This window comes from Yeosuana sp. (assembly GCF_057126245.1).
The window spans coordinates 23,826-39,588 of sequence record NZ_DBNGMQ010000037.1 but is presented as its reverse complement, the minus strand read 5'-3'; the positions used below and the strand labels follow the sequence as shown (position 1 = coordinate 39,588).

Annotated in this window: 17 protein-coding genes and 3 tRNA genes; 5 read left to right on the top strand and 15 right to left on the bottom strand. The window is 31.5% G+C overall.

What is annotated here, in order from left to right; genetic code table 11:
* Positions 1-49: 49 nt before the first annotated feature.
* The 12 genes from AC15TD_RS04020 to AC15TD_RS03965 form a co-directional block, all read right to left on the bottom strand.
* Positions 50-122 (bottom strand) — tRNA-Gly (locus AC15TD_RS04020).
* A gap of 31 nt (positions 123-153) precedes the next feature.
* Positions 154-235 (bottom strand) — tRNA-Tyr (locus tag AC15TD_RS04015).
* 146 nt (positions 236-381) lie between these two features.
* A tRNA-Thr gene (locus tag AC15TD_RS04010) sits at positions 382-455 on the bottom strand.
* 111 nt (positions 456-566) lie between these two features.
* The gene (gene hpf, locus AC15TD_RS04005; RefSeq protein WP_484450848.1) at positions 567-869 is read right to left on the bottom strand and encodes a ribosome hibernation-promoting factor, HPF/YfiA family; all 303 of its coding nucleotides are present in this window, start codon (positions 867-869) and stop codon (positions 567-569) included.
* Positions 870-907: 38 nt separating this feature from the next.
* Positions 908-1,798: a tyrosine-type recombinase/integrase gene (locus tag AC15TD_RS04000; RefSeq protein WP_484450847.1), complete on the bottom strand. Its 891-nt coding sequence runs from the start codon at positions 1,796-1,798 to the stop codon at positions 908-910.
* Between the two features lie 139 nt (positions 1,799-1,937).
* Positions 1,938-2,132, bottom strand: coding sequence for a 30S ribosomal protein S21 (gene rpsU, locus AC15TD_RS03995; RefSeq protein WP_484450846.1), 195 nt, complete (start codon positions 2,130-2,132; stop codon positions 1,938-1,940).
* Between the two features lie 84 nt (positions 2,133-2,216).
* The gene (locus AC15TD_RS03990; protein ID WP_484450845.1) at positions 2,217-3,383 is read right to left on the bottom strand and encodes an acyl-CoA dehydrogenase family protein; all 1,167 of its coding nucleotides are present in this window, start codon (positions 3,381-3,383) and stop codon (positions 2,217-2,219) included.
* A 20-nt stretch (positions 3,384-3,403) separates the two neighbouring features.
* On the bottom strand, positions 3,404-4,264 hold the full coding sequence (locus AC15TD_RS03985; RefSeq protein WP_484450844.1) for a ComEA family DNA-binding protein: 861 nt from the start codon (positions 4,262-4,264) through the stop codon (positions 3,404-3,406).
* Between the two features lie 19 nt (positions 4,265-4,283).
* Positions 4,284-5,906 carry an alanine/glycine:cation symporter family protein gene (locus tag AC15TD_RS03980; protein ID WP_484450843.1) on the bottom strand — a complete coding sequence of 541 codons (1,623 nt, stop codon included), beginning with the start codon at positions 5,904-5,906 and terminating at the stop codon, positions 4,284-4,286.
* Between the two features lie 108 nt (positions 5,907-6,014).
* A complete protein-coding gene (locus AC15TD_RS03975) occupies positions 6,015-7,022 on the bottom strand; it encodes a potassium channel family protein (protein ID WP_484450842.1) in 1,008 nt (335 codons plus the stop codon).
* 8 nt (positions 7,023-7,030) lie between these two features.
* Positions 7,031-7,258, bottom strand: coding sequence for a PspC domain-containing protein (locus AC15TD_RS03970; protein WP_484450841.1), 228 nt, complete (start codon positions 7,256-7,258; stop codon positions 7,031-7,033).
* A gap of 100 nt (positions 7,259-7,358) precedes the next feature.
* A complete protein-coding gene (locus AC15TD_RS03965; RefSeq protein WP_484450840.1) occupies positions 7,359-8,636 on the bottom strand; it encodes a DUF2851 family protein in 1,278 nt (425 codons plus the stop codon).
* 105 nt (positions 8,637-8,741) lie between these two features.
* Between AC15TD_RS03965 and hemG the strand changes: the two genes are divergently transcribed.
* The 4 genes from hemG (at position 8,742) to AC15TD_RS03945 (ending at position 11,254) form a co-directional block, all read left to right on the top strand.
* On the top strand, positions 8,742-9,269 hold the full coding sequence (hemG, locus tag AC15TD_RS03960) for a menaquinone-dependent protoporphyrinogen IX dehydrogenase (RefSeq protein ID WP_484450839.1): 528 nt from the start codon (positions 8,742-8,744) through the stop codon (positions 9,267-9,269).
* Positions 9,270-9,296: 27 nt separating this feature from the next.
* Positions 9,297-9,692, top strand: coding sequence for a DUF2721 domain-containing protein (locus AC15TD_RS03955; RefSeq protein WP_484450838.1), 396 nt, complete (start codon positions 9,297-9,299; stop codon positions 9,690-9,692).
* 102 nt (positions 9,693-9,794) lie between these two features.
* On the top strand, positions 9,795-10,550 hold the full coding sequence (locus AC15TD_RS03950) for a DUF6090 family protein (protein ID WP_484450837.1): 756 nt from the start codon (positions 9,795-9,797) through the stop codon (positions 10,548-10,550).
* Positions 10,551-10,723: 173 nt separating this feature from the next.
* Positions 10,724-11,254: a CIA30 family protein gene (locus AC15TD_RS03945; protein WP_484450836.1), complete on the top strand. Its 531-nt coding sequence runs from the start codon at positions 10,724-10,726 to the stop codon at positions 11,252-11,254.
* Between the two features lies 1 nt (position 11,255).
* On the opposite strand, the gene AC15TD_RS03940 is transcribed toward AC15TD_RS03945, so the two are convergent.
* Entirely contained in the window at positions 11,256-12,236 is a 981-nt protein-coding gene (locus AC15TD_RS03940) for a PLP-dependent cysteine synthase family protein (RefSeq protein WP_484450835.1), read from the bottom strand.
* 86 nt (positions 12,237-12,322) lie between these two features.
* Positions 12,323-13,558 (bottom strand): ABC transporter permease, encoded by a 1,236-nt coding sequence (locus AC15TD_RS03935; protein WP_484450834.1) that lies wholly within the window; start codon positions 13,556-13,558, stop codon positions 12,323-12,325.
* Positions 13,559-13,566: 8 nt separating this feature from the next.
* On the opposite strand from AC15TD_RS03935, the gene AC15TD_RS03930 reads away from it, so the two are divergent.
* Positions 13,567-14,913 carry an exo-beta-N-acetylmuramidase NamZ family protein gene (locus AC15TD_RS03930; RefSeq protein WP_484450833.1) on the top strand — a complete coding sequence of 449 codons (1,347 nt, stop codon included), beginning with the start codon at positions 13,567-13,569 and terminating at the stop codon, positions 14,911-14,913.
* Here AC15TD_RS03930 and AC15TD_RS03925 read toward each other — a convergent pair.
* On the bottom strand, positions 14,910-15,740 hold the full coding sequence (locus AC15TD_RS03925; RefSeq protein ID WP_484450832.1) for a sterol desaturase family protein: 831 nt from the start codon (positions 15,738-15,740) through the stop codon (positions 14,910-14,912). The genes AC15TD_RS03930 and AC15TD_RS03925 overlap by 4 nt on opposite strands.
* Positions 15,741-15,763: the final 23 nt, after the last annotated feature.

Here is a 15,763-nt window from a genome sequence, read left to right as displayed (position 1 = left end):
CCTTACCAAGGAAACGCTCTACCCCTGAGCTACACCGGCTTTAAAAAAGAGCGGGAGACCGGGTTCGAACCGGCGACATTCAGCTTGGAAGGCTGACGCTCTACCAACTGAGCTACTCCCGCAATTATTTTTAAATCCTTGTGTTTAATATAGTGGGGAGAGCAGGATTCGAACCTGCGAAGGTGAAACCAACAGATTTACAGTCTGTCCTCGTTGGCCGCTTGAGTATCTCCCCAATAAAAAACAATTCACTCTTTTAAAGAACTTGAGTCGATGGAGGGACTCCCTTCGACTTCGCTCAGGATAAACTTATCGTCCCAATCAATATTTGATTTTATAAAAACCTTATTGATTTCCTGATGCTACTTCATTTTTTTAAAGAGCCGATGGAGGGACTCGAACCCACGACCTGCTGATTACAAATCAGCTGCTCTAGCCAGCTGAGCTACATCGGCTTTTCAATCTTTCTACACCTAAAAATTCAGCATAAAAAAGTCCGCTATTTCTAACGGACTGCAAATGTATAGATTTATTTTTTTAATCAAAACATTTTTTAATAAATTTTATTACAAATGTGCTCTTAATTTTTCTTTTCGCTTTTTTAGCTGTCTTTCCAACGACGCAACAGCCAAATCTACACACTCCTCAAAGCTTTTACATTGCTTTTTCACCACCAAGCTATCTCCTGGCACCTGCACTTTTGCTTCAAAAATTTTATTCTCTTTATCACTGGTGTTTTCTACTTTTAAATAAACATCTGCAGAAATGACTTTATCATAAAATATTTCCAACTTATCCATACGCTTTTGAATGAAATCTATCAGCTTTTGGTCGATATTGAAATTAACTGATTGCAAGTTTACTTTCATACTCTCTGTTTTTTATGTTAGACAATAATTGTACTGTTCTATTTTTTACTTCTTGGATGCGAATTTATATGCACTTTTTTTAACTCAGAAATACTATTATGTGTATAAACTTGAGTGGCAGCTAAACTTGAATGTCCTAAAAGATCTTTAACAGCATTTAAATCTGCACCTTGATTGAGTAAATGTGTTGCAAAAGAATGCCTTAAAATATGTGGACTCTTTTTTACTTTGGAAGATGCTATACTAAAATAATCATTTATTATTCTGTAGACAAGGGTTTCATATATTTTAACTCCTTTTTTTGTTAAAAATAAGTTATTACTATCTTTTATATTTTCTATAGTACTTCGCGCCTCCAGATATTTAACCATTGTATTTATTACTGATTTAATTAAAGGAATCACGCGCTCCTTATTTCTCTTACCTAGAACCTTAAGTGTTTTTGTGTCAAAATCTACACTTGACATTTTTAAATTTACTAATTCAATACGTCTGATTCCTGTAGAATAAAAAAGTTCAATAATTAATTTATTTCTAATTCCTTCAAAATCCTTTTCAAAATACAATTCATCGAGCACCATATTTATTTCGGCTTCTGAAAAAGGCACTTGAATCTTTTTGCTTGTTTTTAATGCTTTATGCTTTGCTAAAGGATTTAATTTAATGTCTCCTACTTTTAATAGAAACTTAAAATAGCTATTTAATGTGGATATTTTTCTGTTGATACTTCTATTTGAGATATTGTTTTCTACCAAAGAAACTATCCAGTTTCTTATTTGTGAATAATTCACATTTTTAACCGTCTCATAATCATACACTTCTTTAATAAAGGATTCAAAATTTTCCAAATCATTTTTATAAGCAATAACGGTTAGTTTTGAATAATTTTTCTCAAGAAGTAAATAATCTGTAAACGATTTGAAAGACATTGCTAGAGGTTGAGATTTTAAAGTTAAAAGTTTAAAGTGAATGATGCAACTTTAAATACACCTCTAATATAAATTATGTAAAGTTAAGCGCAAAAAAAATCCCGCGTAAAGCGGGATTTCATTTTTATATAAGACCAGTTTATAGATCTTCTGCATCTCTTAATCCTTGAATGTATTGTGCTTTTTGTATTTGCGCTCTACGTTCAACAGATGGTTTTGTAAATTGTTTACGAGCTTGTAATTGACGTTTAGTTCCAGTTTTGTCAAACTTTCTTTTAAAACGTTTTAACGCTCTATCTATATTTTCTCCTTCTTTAATTGGTATTATTAACATAGTGTCTTAACCTCCTCTCTTTTAAATTTCGGTCTGCAAATATATAAATAATTCTGAATTCAGAATTCTGAATTTAAAAATATTTTACGTTGCAGGCTTGTATTCTTTTTTATCAATAATAATTCTTGCCAATATCTCTCTTAAAATTTCTGAAGTTCCGCCTCCAATAGGCCCTAACCTGCTATCTCTAAAAAGTCTTGCCATAGGGTAGTTTTCCATATACCCATAACCTCCTAAAAATTGAAGACATTGATATATAACCTCATCAGCCATTTTGGTTGATTTTAATTTAGACATCGTGGCTTCTTTAACCATATACTCATTATTATTCAACCGGTATGCTACAGAGTAGTTAAACTCTTTACATATTTCCATCTCTGTATATAAATCGGCAATGGTGTGTCTTAATGCTTGAAATCTATCAATAGATTTTCCAAAAGCTTCTCTTTCAGACATATATTGTAAGGCATATTCTAAAGCATATTCTGCACGGGCATGCGCATTGACTCCCATAATTAAACGCTCTAAGGCAAAATGTTGCATGATATAACCAAAACCAGCATTTTCTTCTCCTAAAAGGTTTTCAATTGGAACTTTTACATTATCAAAAGCTATCTCACCTGTATCAGATGCTTTCCATCCTAATTTATCTAATTTGGTAGCACTTAAACCTTCTGAATCTCTATCTACAACAAAAATACTAATGCCTTTATTACCAAGTTCTAGATTTGTTTTTGCAGCAACTACTAAATAATCACTATCAACACCATTGGTAATAAATGTTTTTGAACCATTTAATATATAATGATCAATTTTTTTGACGGCTGTACTTCTCATACCAGCCACATCGCTTCCACCAAAAGGTTCTGTTATACATAGACAACCTATTTTATCACCTAAAATGCTTGGCGCCAAATAGCGCTCTTTAACATCATGACTTCCTTCTTTGTTTAAGTGTGTCATTGCCAAATAAACATGTGCCCAGATGGCTGCAGCGAAACCCCCTGAATTAACCTTTTGAAGTTCTTCAAGTAAAATAACCGCATAGAAAAGATCTAAATTTAATCCGCCATATGCTTCTGGATATGAAATACCTAAAAAGCCCATATCTCCAAACTTCTTCCAGATAAATCTTTCTATTGATCCTTCTTCCTCCCATTTATCAATATGCGGAACTACTTCTTTTTTTAAAAAATCTTGAATACTTTCTCTAAAAAGTTTATGTTCTTCTGTGAAGTACATACTATTCATAAGCGCTTTTTTTGTTTTTTTTAATCGAGCGACAAATATAATTTAATTATCTCTATTTTATTTACTGGAAAGTCTTTAACTTTTGTTAAATCATTCAGTGATTTAAATCCTTCTCTTAATTGTCTTTCTTCTAAAATGTTATAGGCTAGACTATAATCAATATGCTGAACAGTGACTAGTTGGTCTACCGTTGCTATATTCAAATTTATTTTTTGGATTTGTCTTGGTGTTTTTACAGTAAAATCTGAGGTAATTTTCTCAATAACTTCTGGGGTTAAACCGTTTACATCTTGCAATTGAATATCTGAAATAAAACCTCCAATAAATTTGTTTCTGAAACTTATAATTTTTTTAGAATAATACTCACCTATACCATTCACGGTCTCTAATTGTTGAGCTGTTGCAGTGTTTAAATCTTGTTTTTCTGCAAAGGTTTTAGGTTTGCTTTTTTGAAATGCATCATCTTCTTTTGTATGAGTAATCCATTCTGGGAATTTAAAATACGGAGATATAACACTTAACAATGAATCTGAAACACGAGTAACTTCTTGAAATTGTTTTAAAGAATTTATCCATTCACCTTTACTTCTAAACTTTAAAAATCTATCAATTTCTTCATTAGTCATTCCCAAAACATACCCTTTATAATCAGTTAAATAATTAGGGTTAAATGGATATATCTTTGGTATTCGTTTTTCTAGTTCTACTTGTTTTAAAGAATCAATTTTATTTTCGTATTCATTAAGTTCATCTTTGTTTACGGTGTAATCAGAACTCGAAAAATCAATAAAGAAATACAAACATTGTAAACTGATAATAATTATTACCAATAAAAAAATCCCATTCCGTTGACTTTTAGAAAACTTGAAATGGGATTTCATATTAAGATGAGTTAATTAGTTACATATGTTTAGTTAAATCTTCTGCCCCTTCATCTAAAGCATCATGCTTCACATTAATCGCTTTCATATATTTTTTTAGTTCTCTACTAATCACAGGCGATAATATTATGACTCCTATAATATTTGGAACTACCATTGCAAAAATCATAGCATCAGAGAAATCAATGACTGCTCCTAGACTAATCGAAGAACCGATAACAACAAATATTAAAAATAAAAATTTATATACTAAATCAGTTATTTTGCCTTTTCCAAAAAGAAATATCCAACCCTGCATACCGTAATAAGACCAAGAAATCATGGTGGAAAATGCAAACAAAATAACAGCAATGGTCAACACAACAGAGAAGTGAGGAATTACAGTATCAAAAGCTGTAGCTGTAAGTTCAACACCTTCTTTAATTGGCACACCATACTCCATGAAACCACCGTCAAAATTTGTTATTACAATAACTAAAGCTGTCATAGTACAAATTACAACCGTATCTACAAAAGGTTCTAACAACGCTACGATACCTTCACTAGCAGGATATTTCGTTCTTACAGCGGAGTGCGCAATAGCGGCACTACCGACCCCTGCTTCATTTGAAAATGCGCCACGACGAATACCTTGAATCATAACACCTACAAGTCCACCCGCAATACCAAGACCTGAAAAGGCTCCATGATAAATTAAACTGAAAGCATCATCAATTAAACTCCAATTAGCACCTAAAATAATTAACGAGGCCAACACATAGATTCCTGCCATAAAAGGCACTATCTTTTCAGTAACAGAAGCAATTCGTTTAATTCCTCCAATAATTACTATAGCAACGATAAAGGCCATAACAATACCAAAGTACATACCTGCATTTGAACTTTCAAAATCAAATAATTTTATAAATTGAGCAGCTGCTTGATTCGCTTGAAACATATTACCTCCACCGAAAGAACCACCAATAACAAAGATGGCGAATAAAACAGCTAGAACCTTACCAAAGCCACCCATACCCTTTTCTTTGAGTCCTTTTGTTAGATAATACATGGGGCCGCCATAGACAGTCCCGTCTTTCCCAACATCTCTATACTTTACACCAAGCGTACATTCAGCAAATTTTGATGCCATTCCTAAAAGTCCAGCTAGAATCATCCAGAATGTAGCGCCAGGACCCCCAATTGATAAAGCTACGGCTACACCAGCAATATTTCCCAGACCTACGGTTGCTGATAACGCGGCTGTTAGAGCCTGAAAATGTGACACTTCTCCATGAGCACTATCATCTCTTAAGGTTTCAATAATGTTATGATCTTCGTTTGGAGTTTGGTCTCCATATAACGTATCTGCACCATGTTTTTCGATATCTTCATATTTTCCCTGAACTACTCTTAAAGCTGTTCTAAAACCTGTAAAATTTATAAACTTAAAATAAAACGTAAAAAACAAAGCGCCTCCCACTAATACTATTAATACCCAAGGGATTTGGAATTCTTCAGAAAAAGGAATTTCATAAAATATGGCGTCAACAAACCAACCTGTATAATCCTTGAAGACTCTATCAATTTGTTCAGATGTTGTTTCTTGTGCGAATGTTAAAAAAGGAAATATTAAAGTGAAAATTGAAAGAAGATATTTCTTCATAGGAATTTAATTTTTGTTAAGATTTCTTTAAATTATTATTACTAAAAGCGGCAAGATGCTAAAAAAAAATGATTTTTTAAAACATCTGTTGTTAAAATGAAGGTTTCACTAATCAATATTGTACTCCGTATTTAGCTCTTCAATTTGTTCTGGCCTTCCAAGAACAATAATTTTGGAATTAGGAACTAGCTTAAGTTCTGCTTCTGGATTTACAATATACTGGCCATTCTCATCTTTGTATCCAATGACTGTACAGCCTGTTTTTCTTCTTAAATCTAAATCTTTAATTGTTCTAACTTCGTTGGTGTTATAAAGTTTTTCTACAGCAATTTCTTCTATATTAATATCAGATTTTCCTACGATGGATAGATTATCAATAAACTCCATTAAACCAGGAACAACCACTAACGATGCCATGTGGTCTCCACCTATCTTATCTGGTAGAATAACATTGTTTGCCCCTGCAAATTTTAATTTATCATAGGATGACTCTTGGGATGCTCTACTTATAATATTAATGTTTTTGTTCATTTGTCTTGCTGAAAGCACCACGAACAAATTATCCGCATCACTTGGTAAAGCAGATATAAAACATGAGGCTCTATCTACACCTGCTTCTAAAAGAATTTCATCTTCATTAGCATTTCCAATAACATAAGGAACCTGATCTATCTCAAGTCTTTCAATAACGTCTCTATTTTTTTCAATTATTACAAATGACCTATTATGTGCTGCCAACTTTCTAGCTGCTTGTTTGCCATTTCTTCCATATCCACAAATAATAACATGATTTTTAAAATCATCAATTAATTTTCGCATCTTTTTTTGTTTTAATTCTTCAATATTATTTTTGCTTAAAATATATTCGGTAATAATAGATAGCGCATAACCAACAACTATTATACTTATTAAAATTAATAAAATAGTAAATACCTTAGACTGCTCATTAAGCGGCACCACCTCACCAAAACCAACGGTAGTAATTGTAATGACTGTCATATAAAAGGCGTCAATCCAATTATAATCTGAAATTATTCTATAGCCCAAAACGCCAAATGTCAAAACAGATAATAATAAGAATACGGCTATGTATATTTTTTTTCTAAAAAAAATCATTAATGGGTTCATAAATCAAATACAGATGATCGTTTAGTGTATAATAAATCTTTTGTGCGCATCCAGAATGCAATAAATAAATATACTGCGAAACCAAATCCAATAGTAACAAAGGTTAAATACATAAATGTTGTTCGTACTATTTTTGCTCTTATTCCTAACCTGTCAGCTATTCGTTGACAAACATAATAACCACGCTTTTGGAAATACAATAATATTTTATAAAAAATGTTCATCTGTTAAAATTTATTGTTTTTTTTTAATAGACTAGATGGAATACCTTAATTTAATACCAAATTTGGTTTAAAATTTTTATTAGGCATTTCATGCTGCAAATTAATGATTTCTTATTAATATTTCATTACCAAAAGCACAATGTAAACATCTATTTTTAGAGCAATATTCATTTTTTAGCTGTATTAATGCTTGAGAATGTAATACTGAAGATGACATTGGTTTTATTGTATTAAACTTTTCTACTATATTATTTTTTTCTGAAGCTATTTGCTGCGCTAAATTTATGATGTCATTTTCTATTTGTTTTCCAGTTTTAAGGGCATAAGAGAATTTAATTGGTACTACGGTATTTATTAGTATTAAATCTATAAATTCCTTGGTGATTTTCTTTTTTGACGTTTTTGATTTCTTTCCGAAGGTATAATGTGATTCCCAATATGCGGGTGTTTCTGAAATAAATAATTTATAAAACTCGTCTTTTGAATTGCCTTCAATTATTTTAGAAAATAAATTTTTATGTGAATGATATAAACTTGCTAATTGAGACAAACGTATCGTTGGAAAATTTGGAGGTCTCAATCTAAAAAACTGAACAGGCACAATCGTTCTATTTGATAATGTAAACTTTTGCTTTAAAAATTTATATTCTTGTGAAAGGTTTAAAAAATAAGCATCCTGAATATCGTCATCTAACAAGCCTGCTTGACCAAAAAACAAAGCTTCTAATGACGTCTGTTTTGCTTGTACCTTTCTTACTATTGAAAAATCTATAGAATTAGCAACACTTAAAAATGCTTCACCATTTACCTTTAACCCAAAGTTTTTAGCTAACATTTTAAACAAAACTGCTTCCCAATCATTTTTTGAATCAATTAAAAGCTGTTTAATGGTTTCTGATTTTCTTTCTAACCGCTCAATAAATAGACGTTCTAGCCAATTCTTAACAACAAAGGCATCAACAGAGGAAAAGTCTTCTTCACAATTAATCCATTTTTGCGATTTTGAAAACAGCTTCTCATAATTATATAGCGCATTTTTTGATACATATGGTTTGAGTACTAAGGTTGGAATTACAGAATTATCTTTTCTAAAAACATCGGTATCGTGCTCCCAAACTACATGTAAAATAACATTATCATAATTTGAATCGACTTCATGATTATGCAAAAACCAATCTGATGATTTTATATGAATCTCAACATTTCCGGCCCAGAGTTGTTCACCAATTCGTAATTGTGAATTGAAAAAATCTGGTCCTGCATCTTGATTGTAATCACCAACAGAAATAACAGAAATTAGGTCGTTATTGATAGTTTTTATTTTAGAAACCTCAAATTTCTTATATCTCCATAAGTAATGTAAAAAATCTTCTTGCATAATCCGAAAATAAGAAAAGTAATGTAAAAAATTCAAAAAAAAATGTATACTTACATTATTGCTCAAAACTGAATAAATGAGTAATTTTAACTAATTAAATATCTCATGCAAAAAAACCTTCTTATTATCTATTCATCCGTAGATGGGCAGACTTTAAAAATTTGTAATTCAATCATCAAACATCTAGAAGAAAAAAACCAAGATGTTGACCTTTTTTCTATTGACGACTTTCAAGGAGACATCAATACCTATAACAAAATCGTTATAGGCTCAAGTATTCGTTATGGCGTGCACCACAAAAAAATAATTGAGTTTATAAAAACTCACAAAGATGTTCTTGAATCCAATACTTCTATATTCTTTTCAGTAAACTTAGTAGCAAGAAAACAAGAGAAAAGTGCTCCAGACACGAACCCCTATGTTGTTAAATTTTTTAAAACTATAGACTGGAAACCAACTTTTGTAGCGGTTTTTGCGGGAAAAATAGATTACAAGAAATACACATTTTTTGATAGAAAAATGATTCAACTTATTATGTGGATGACCAAAGGGCCAACCAATAAAGATGCTGAAATTGAATATACTAATTGGGATAAGGTAAAGGACTTTAGCTTAAAACTTATTGATTTATAACAATTCCAAAAAACATCTTATTAAATAATGGAACAGTTAACACTTACCACACCGGCACTTCTGTTTTCAGCTATATCATTAATCATGCTTGCTTATACTAATAGGTTTTTAGCGTACGCTGCTGTTGTTAGAAATTTACACGACAAATACCTTCAAAAAAAAGATAAAACACTAATAAAGCAAATTGAAAATCTTAAAAAACGACTTTACCTTACACGAGCTATGCAAATTTTTGGAATCTCTAGTTTACTCCTTTGCGTACTTACCATGTTTTTAATTTACATCCAACAACATACCATTGCCGTTTGGGTTTTTGGTGTAGCGCTTATTTTATTAATCTTGTCGTTAGCCTTTTTAATTAGAGAGATTCAAATATCAGTAAAAGCATTAGAACATCATATCAGTGATATTGAGAATAGTTGACTTTGTAAAAAAATTCAATTAACTTCGTTTAACTTTTAAAATAAATCATTAAAATGATTTCATTTCAAGTCATTGTGCTTCATTATAACTAACCAAAACCGAGTGATAAAATTCTTTAGAAAAATTAGACAGCAAATGTTCAATGAAAATAAATTTGGTAAATACCTGATTTATGCCATTGGTGAAATTATTCTCGTAGTTATTGGTATTCTTATTGCGTTGCAAATAAATAGTAAAAAAGAAGAAATAAATAACCGAATAATAGAACAATCAGTTTTAAATAATCTGTATGAGGATTTCAATAAAAATCAACAAGAAATTGATGTATTAATATTTGCCAATAATAAATATTATCGCAATTTGAATAAGTTTATTGAAATTATTAAAACAACTCCAAAAGATATTAAATTTAATGTTATAGATACTTTGTTAATGGCAGCAATTGCTGCACCAACATACATTCCAACAACATCAACTATTGACGTTATAATTTCAACTGGAAATATTGATTTAATAAAAAATGAAGAACTTAAAAGTTTAATAAGTCGGTTTAAAAGAGAAATTGCCGATTTAAATGAAGATGAGAACGATGTACGAATTCTCGCGAACATGCAGTTATGCCCATTTCTAGGAGAAAATAGTGATTTAATAAATGTGTATCAAAACACCTATGCATACACTATTGATAGGTTAAATAAAGTCAAAATAAGTTCATCTTCTTTAGTATTAAATTCCAATTTACTAGGCTCTTTAATTGCCCAACGATTTTATTACAACCAAATAATTATAAAGGAATTAAAAAGTATTTCGGAAATGCAAAAACAAATTCTCCAGCTTATTAATGATGAAATCAATTAAAATAAAAATGACAGCACAACAACAAATAAAATTAATGGCTCAGTCCATATTACTCTCAATTACGAGGTTTTTAGACTATAGATTTTCCTAAGGTTCGGTTTTATTTTGTTATTTTAGTTGCAAAAGGAACGCAACAAAGCATAAACCAAACATTCAAAAAAAATTATTAAAAAATGAAACCCATTTTTCTGTTTTTTATCTTTATAATTTCACAAAATACCATGACTATATTTGATTTTAATACTAAAAGTAATATTACAAACTGGCGCATTGTTGATGATGTGGTAATGGGCGGACGTTCAAACGGGACTTTTGGTTTGAGTGATTCTGGAACAGGACTTTTTAAAGGAAAAGTGTCTTTAGAAAATAATGGCGGGTTTTCTATGATACAATATAGTTTTGACAAAAAACAAGTTGAAAAATTTACTAAAGTGTCTATCAAGTTAAAAGGTGATGGTAAATCTTATCAATTCAGAATTAAAACGAATGGTAGTGATTACTACTCATATGTAACTTCTTTTAACACCTCAGGAGATTGGCAAACCATTACAATCCCTTTTTCAAGTATGTATCCCGCATTTAGAGGGAGAAAACTAGATGCAGAAAATTATCCAGGAAAACAAATGGAACTGATTGCCTTTTTAATTGGCAATAAAAAAGCGGAGTCTTTTCAACTCGAGATTGAAAATATTACTTTAAAATAGGTTATTCTTTATAACCCATTTTACGCATCCAGTCATCATTATACATTTTACCTACGTATCGACTTCCATGATCATGAAATAAGACCACCACCAGATCGTCTTTAGTAAAATGTTCTTTCAACTGAAGAACACCTTTAATGGCAGCTCCTGCTGAATTACCTAAAAACATACCTTCTTCTTTTGCTAAGCGCTGTGTGTAGATAGCAGCATCTTTATCGGTTACTTTGGTGAAGCCATCAATGACTGAAAAATCTACATTTTTTGGAAGGATATCTTCACCGATGCCTTCTGTGACATATGGGTAAATTTCATTTTCATCAAAAACACCTGTTTCATGATATTTTTTAAATACAGAACCGTAAGTATCAATACCCCAAATTTTAATATTTGGATTTTGTTCTTTCAAATATTTACCAACACCAGAAATGGTTCCACCTGTACCAACTCCAACAACAAAATGAGTAATTTTACCATCAGTTTGTTTCCATATCTCTGGACCAGTACTTTCATAATGTGCCCGAGCATTACTAGGATTATCATATTGGTTAACATACCACGAATTAGGAGTTTCTTCTCCCAATCGCTTAGATACCGAATAATAGGAACGTGGATCTGTCGGTTCTACATCATTTGGACAAACCACAACTTCTGCCCCTACAGCACGTAACACATCAATTTTTTCTTTTGATTGCTTGTCGCCAATAACAAAAATACACTTATAGCCTTTTACAATGGCTGCCAATGCCAAACCCATTCCAGTATTTCCAGATGTACCTTCTATGATAGTGCTTCCAGGCTTTAAACGTCCATCTGCTTCTGCATCTTCAATCATTTTAAGGGCCATTCTGTCTTTAGTAGAATTACCAGGATTAAAAGTTTCATATTTAGCTAAAACCAAACACGGTAATTCTGCTGTCAAGGTATTTAGTTTTACCAGCGGTGTATTTCCAATAGTTTCTAGAATATTTTCTGCGTAATCCATAAATTATATAAGATTTTCAAAAATAACAAAAAGCTATTTAGAATATGTTAAAACTTTATTATAGTTCCGTTAGTGATGGGAGAACGCTATTCAAATCTAATAGCCTTAACTGGTGATATTTTTGTGACCATGTATGAAGGCAACAACAGCATGATTAAACACAATAGCAAAGTACAAATATTTAATGCTAAAATATATCCAAAATTAATATATACAGGTGCTTCATTTACATAATACACACTCGGATCTAAAGGGAATAATTTGAAATATTTTTGAGCATATAGCAAGCCTAAGCCTATAAGGTTCCCCCAAAACAGACCCAAAACAATAAGGTATGTAGCATTATATAAGAATAGTTTTCTAATGCTCCAATTGTTACTTCCTAAAGCTTTTAAGACTCCTATCATTTGTGTGCGCTCTAAGATTAAAACAAGTAGTGCCGTAATCATATTTATACCTGCTACTAAAATCATAATCGCAATAATGGCATAAATGTTTTTGTCGAAAATTTTTATCCATTCAAAAATAGAAACGTACTTTTCACTAATGGTTTGTGTGTTAAATGTTGATGGTGTGTTTTGGTATATTTCTATGCCTTTTTGCTGTAGCTGATTATAGTCATCAATAAACACTTCAAAACTTCCAATTTGGTCGTCTTCCCATTTGTTAATACGCTGTAAATGCCGGATATCTCCAATTACATAGGTAGCATCAAAATCTTGAAAACCAGAATTATAAATACCAACAATCGTGTAAGTGATAATATTTGGTAATTTATTAGGATCGTCTTTAGCAAAAATCATTTGAAAGGTGTCCCCTACTTTAAACTTTAATCTTTTAGCAATATATTCAGATAGTAAAACCTCTTCATTTCTTTTTTTTGTGTAATCTGGTAATCTGCCTTCAATTATAAAATCTTTAAAATAATACCAACTATAATCAGCTCCAACACCTTTTAAAACAACCCCTTCAAAATCTGTTTCGGTACGAATAACCCCGAATTTTGTGGCCACAGCTTGAATGTGTTTAATACCATCAACCGATTTGAATTCTGGATAAAACTCTTGATTTTTAGAAATTGGAAAAACACTTTCTTGTGAATTATTACTATCAAAATTAGTAATATTTACGTGCCCGTTAAACGCAACAACTTTATCTCGTATTTTTTGTTGCAAGCCAATTCCGGTGGCAATGGCAATCATCATCACAACTATACCGATGGCAATAGCAGAAATTCCAATTTTTATTATTGGTGCCGAAATACTACTTTTATACGCTTTACTACCAATTATGCGTTTTGCTATAAAATATTCGTAATTCAATGTTTGTAATGATATTTAATGTTTTCAAAAATACAGTTTTATTATTTCTTTTCGTGATGATTTCTTGCGTAAACTTTTCAAAGGGATACAACCAGCAACCAGCAACCAAAAACAGCCAACCAACAACGAACAACCAACAACCCGATATTAGTGTTGGCGCTAATCAAATTGGTGCCTATTTACCTATGCTACATGGAAAACGTGTGGGTATAGTTGCTAATCAAACCAGTGTTATTTTTAAAAATGCAAGAGACTCCATTTTTGAGGTTTATCCTGATGGTTCAGAAGAATTTAGCCATATTCAAACCAATGACAAATTACACACGCACATTATTGATTCCCTTTTATCTTTAAACATAAATATCACTAATGTTTTTGCACCCGAACACGGCTTTAGAGGTACTGCAGATGCTGGAGAACACATTAAAGATGGATTAGATATAAAAACTGGAATTCCTATTATTTCGCTTTATAGTGGTAATAAAAAACCAAAATTAGAACAATTAAAGGAAACCGAAAATTACGAAAGTGATATTAATAGAGGTGTCTATAAAATAGATGTCATGGTATTTGATTTACAAGATGTCGGCGCTCGTTTTTACACCTATATTTCTACATTACATTACGTAATGGAAGCTTGTGCCGAAGCCAATATTCCTCTTATCATTTTAGATAGACCAAATCCAAACGGACATTATATTGACGGCGCCATTTTAGAAACTGAAAACAAAAGTTTTGTGGGTATGCACCCTATTCCGGTAGTTTACGGAATGACTATTGGTGAATATGCACAAATGATAAATGGTGAAAAATGGTTAGCAAATGGTATTCAATGTAATTTAACCGTTATTCCTATTAAAAATTACACTCATAAAACGCCTTATAGTTTACCCATAAAACCTAGTCCTAACTTACCTAACGACCAAGCAATAAACCTGTATCCTAGTTTATGTTTTTTTGAAGGCACGAACGTGAGCGCTGGCAGAGGGACCAACACTCAATTTCAAGTTTTTGGAAGTCCGTTTTTAAAAAACGAGACCTTTAAATTTACGTTTATACCAGAATCTAATGAAGGAGCTAAATACCCAAAACATCAAGATAAACTGTGCTTCGGAAAGAATTTAACCACTATTGAACCCTTAAATTCTTTAAAACTTAACTGGCTTATTGAAGCGTATCAAAGTACTTCAAACAAGAATGATTTTTTTAATAAATTCTTTATTAAACTTGCCGGAACCCAAAAACTGCAACAGCAAATTGTATCCGGATTTTCTGAAAAAGAAATAAAAGAAACTTGGAAAGAGGGCTTAGACTCTTTTAGAAAAACAAGAGTAAAGTATCTGCTTTACAACTAGGGTGAAATTGTAGGTTTTTTATACTTCTGGAAAGGTTGTTTAAGCAAATTTTTTATTTCGCCATTTTCAATCTCATTTGGAAACACATCAACACCAAATACCAGTTTTTCTCTATCCATATACATATAGGTACCAAGTAAACGATCCCAAATTGAAAAAATATTTCCATAATTAGAATCCGTATAAGGCAACACATAATGATGATGTACTTTATGCATATCTGGTGAAACCAAAAAATAACTTAGTGCTTTATCAATTTGCTTAGGTAACTTTATATTGGCATGTGTAAATTGCGTAGCTACTAAAGACATAGACTGATATAACATCACAATACCCATTGGCACACCTATAACAAATACTCCAAAGAGTGTAAACGCAAACCGAATAACACTTTCAATAGGATGATGCCTGTTAGCCGTTGTTGTATCTACATGATGATCTGTATGATGTACCAAATGAACCATCCACAATGGTTTTACTTTGTGTTCTACTAAATGAGGTACATACGCTCCGAAAAAATCCATAAATAATACACCTAAAACTACATATAAGCCTAAGGACATTTCTGGTAACCAATTTAGAATTCCGAAATTATTAGCCATCACCCAATCGGCCGACTTCAATAATAAAAATGCCAACATAAAATTCACAATAATGGTAGTAAGTGTGAAAAATATATTAGGAATCGCATGCCGCCACTTTTTGTATTTGAATTTGAATAAGGGAACAGCGCTTTCTAGCAACCAGAAGAAAGTCAATCCACTAACTAAAATCAAACTTCTGTGTAAAGAAGGGATGGTTTCAAAATAATTAAGAAAATCTTGCATTGGACAAAAAATATTTATTCTAA

What these genes read in the sequence shown, in the direction of transcription:
- AC15TD_RS03990 (WP_484450845.1), bottom strand. Translation starts at nt 3,383, where the DNA reads ATGAATAGTATGTACTTCACAGAAGAACATAAACTTTTTAGAGAAAGT.
- AC15TD_RS03925 (WP_484450832.1), bottom strand. Translation starts at nt 15,740, where the DNA reads ATGCAAGATTTTCTTAATTATTTTGAAACCATCCCTTCTTTACACAGA.
- rpsU (WP_484450846.1), bottom strand. Translation starts at nt 2,132, where the DNA reads ATGTTAATAATACCAATTAAAGAAGGAGAAAATATAGATAGAGCGTTA.
- hemG (WP_484450839.1), top strand. Translation starts at nt 8,742, where the DNA reads ATGCAAAAAAACCTTCTTATTATCTATTCATCCGTAGATGGGCAGACT.
- AC15TD_RS03975 (WP_484450842.1), bottom strand. Translation starts at nt 7,022, where the DNA reads ATGATTTTTTTTAGAAAAAAAATATACATAGCCGTATTCTTATTATTA.
- AC15TD_RS03930 (WP_484450833.1), top strand. Translation starts at nt 13,567, where the DNA reads ATGATATTTAATGTTTTCAAAAATACAGTTTTATTATTTCTTTTCGTG.
- AC15TD_RS03955 (WP_484450838.1), top strand. Translation starts at nt 9,297, where the DNA reads ATGGAACAGTTAACACTTACCACACCGGCACTTCTGTTTTCAGCTATA.
- AC15TD_RS03985 (WP_484450844.1), bottom strand. Translation starts at nt 4,264, where the DNA reads ATGAAATCCCATTTCAAGTTTTCTAAAAGTCAACGGAATGGGATTTTT.
- AC15TD_RS04000 (WP_484450847.1), bottom strand. Translation starts at nt 1,798, where the DNA reads ATGTCTTTCAAATCGTTTACAGATTATTTACTTCTTGAGAAAAATTAT.
- AC15TD_RS03980 (WP_484450843.1), bottom strand. Translation starts at nt 5,906, where the DNA reads ATGAAGAAATATCTTCTTTCAATTTTCACTTTAATATTTCCTTTTTTA.
- AC15TD_RS03940 (WP_484450835.1), bottom strand. Translation starts at nt 12,236, where the DNA reads ATGGATTACGCAGAAAATATTCTAGAAACTATTGGAAATACACCGCTG.
- AC15TD_RS03965 (WP_484450840.1), bottom strand. Translation starts at nt 8,636, where the DNA reads ATGCAAGAAGATTTTTTACATTACTTATGGAGATATAAGAAATTTGAG.
- AC15TD_RS03945 (WP_484450836.1), top strand. Translation starts at nt 10,724, where the DNA reads ATGAAACCCATTTTTCTGTTTTTTATCTTTATAATTTCACAAAATACC.
- AC15TD_RS03970 (WP_484450841.1), bottom strand. Translation starts at nt 7,258, where the DNA reads ATGAACATTTTTTATAAAATATTATTGTATTTCCAAAAGCGTGGTTAT.
- hpf (WP_484450848.1), bottom strand. Translation starts at nt 869, where the DNA reads ATGAAAGTAAACTTGCAATCAGTTAATTTCAATATCGACCAAAAGCTG.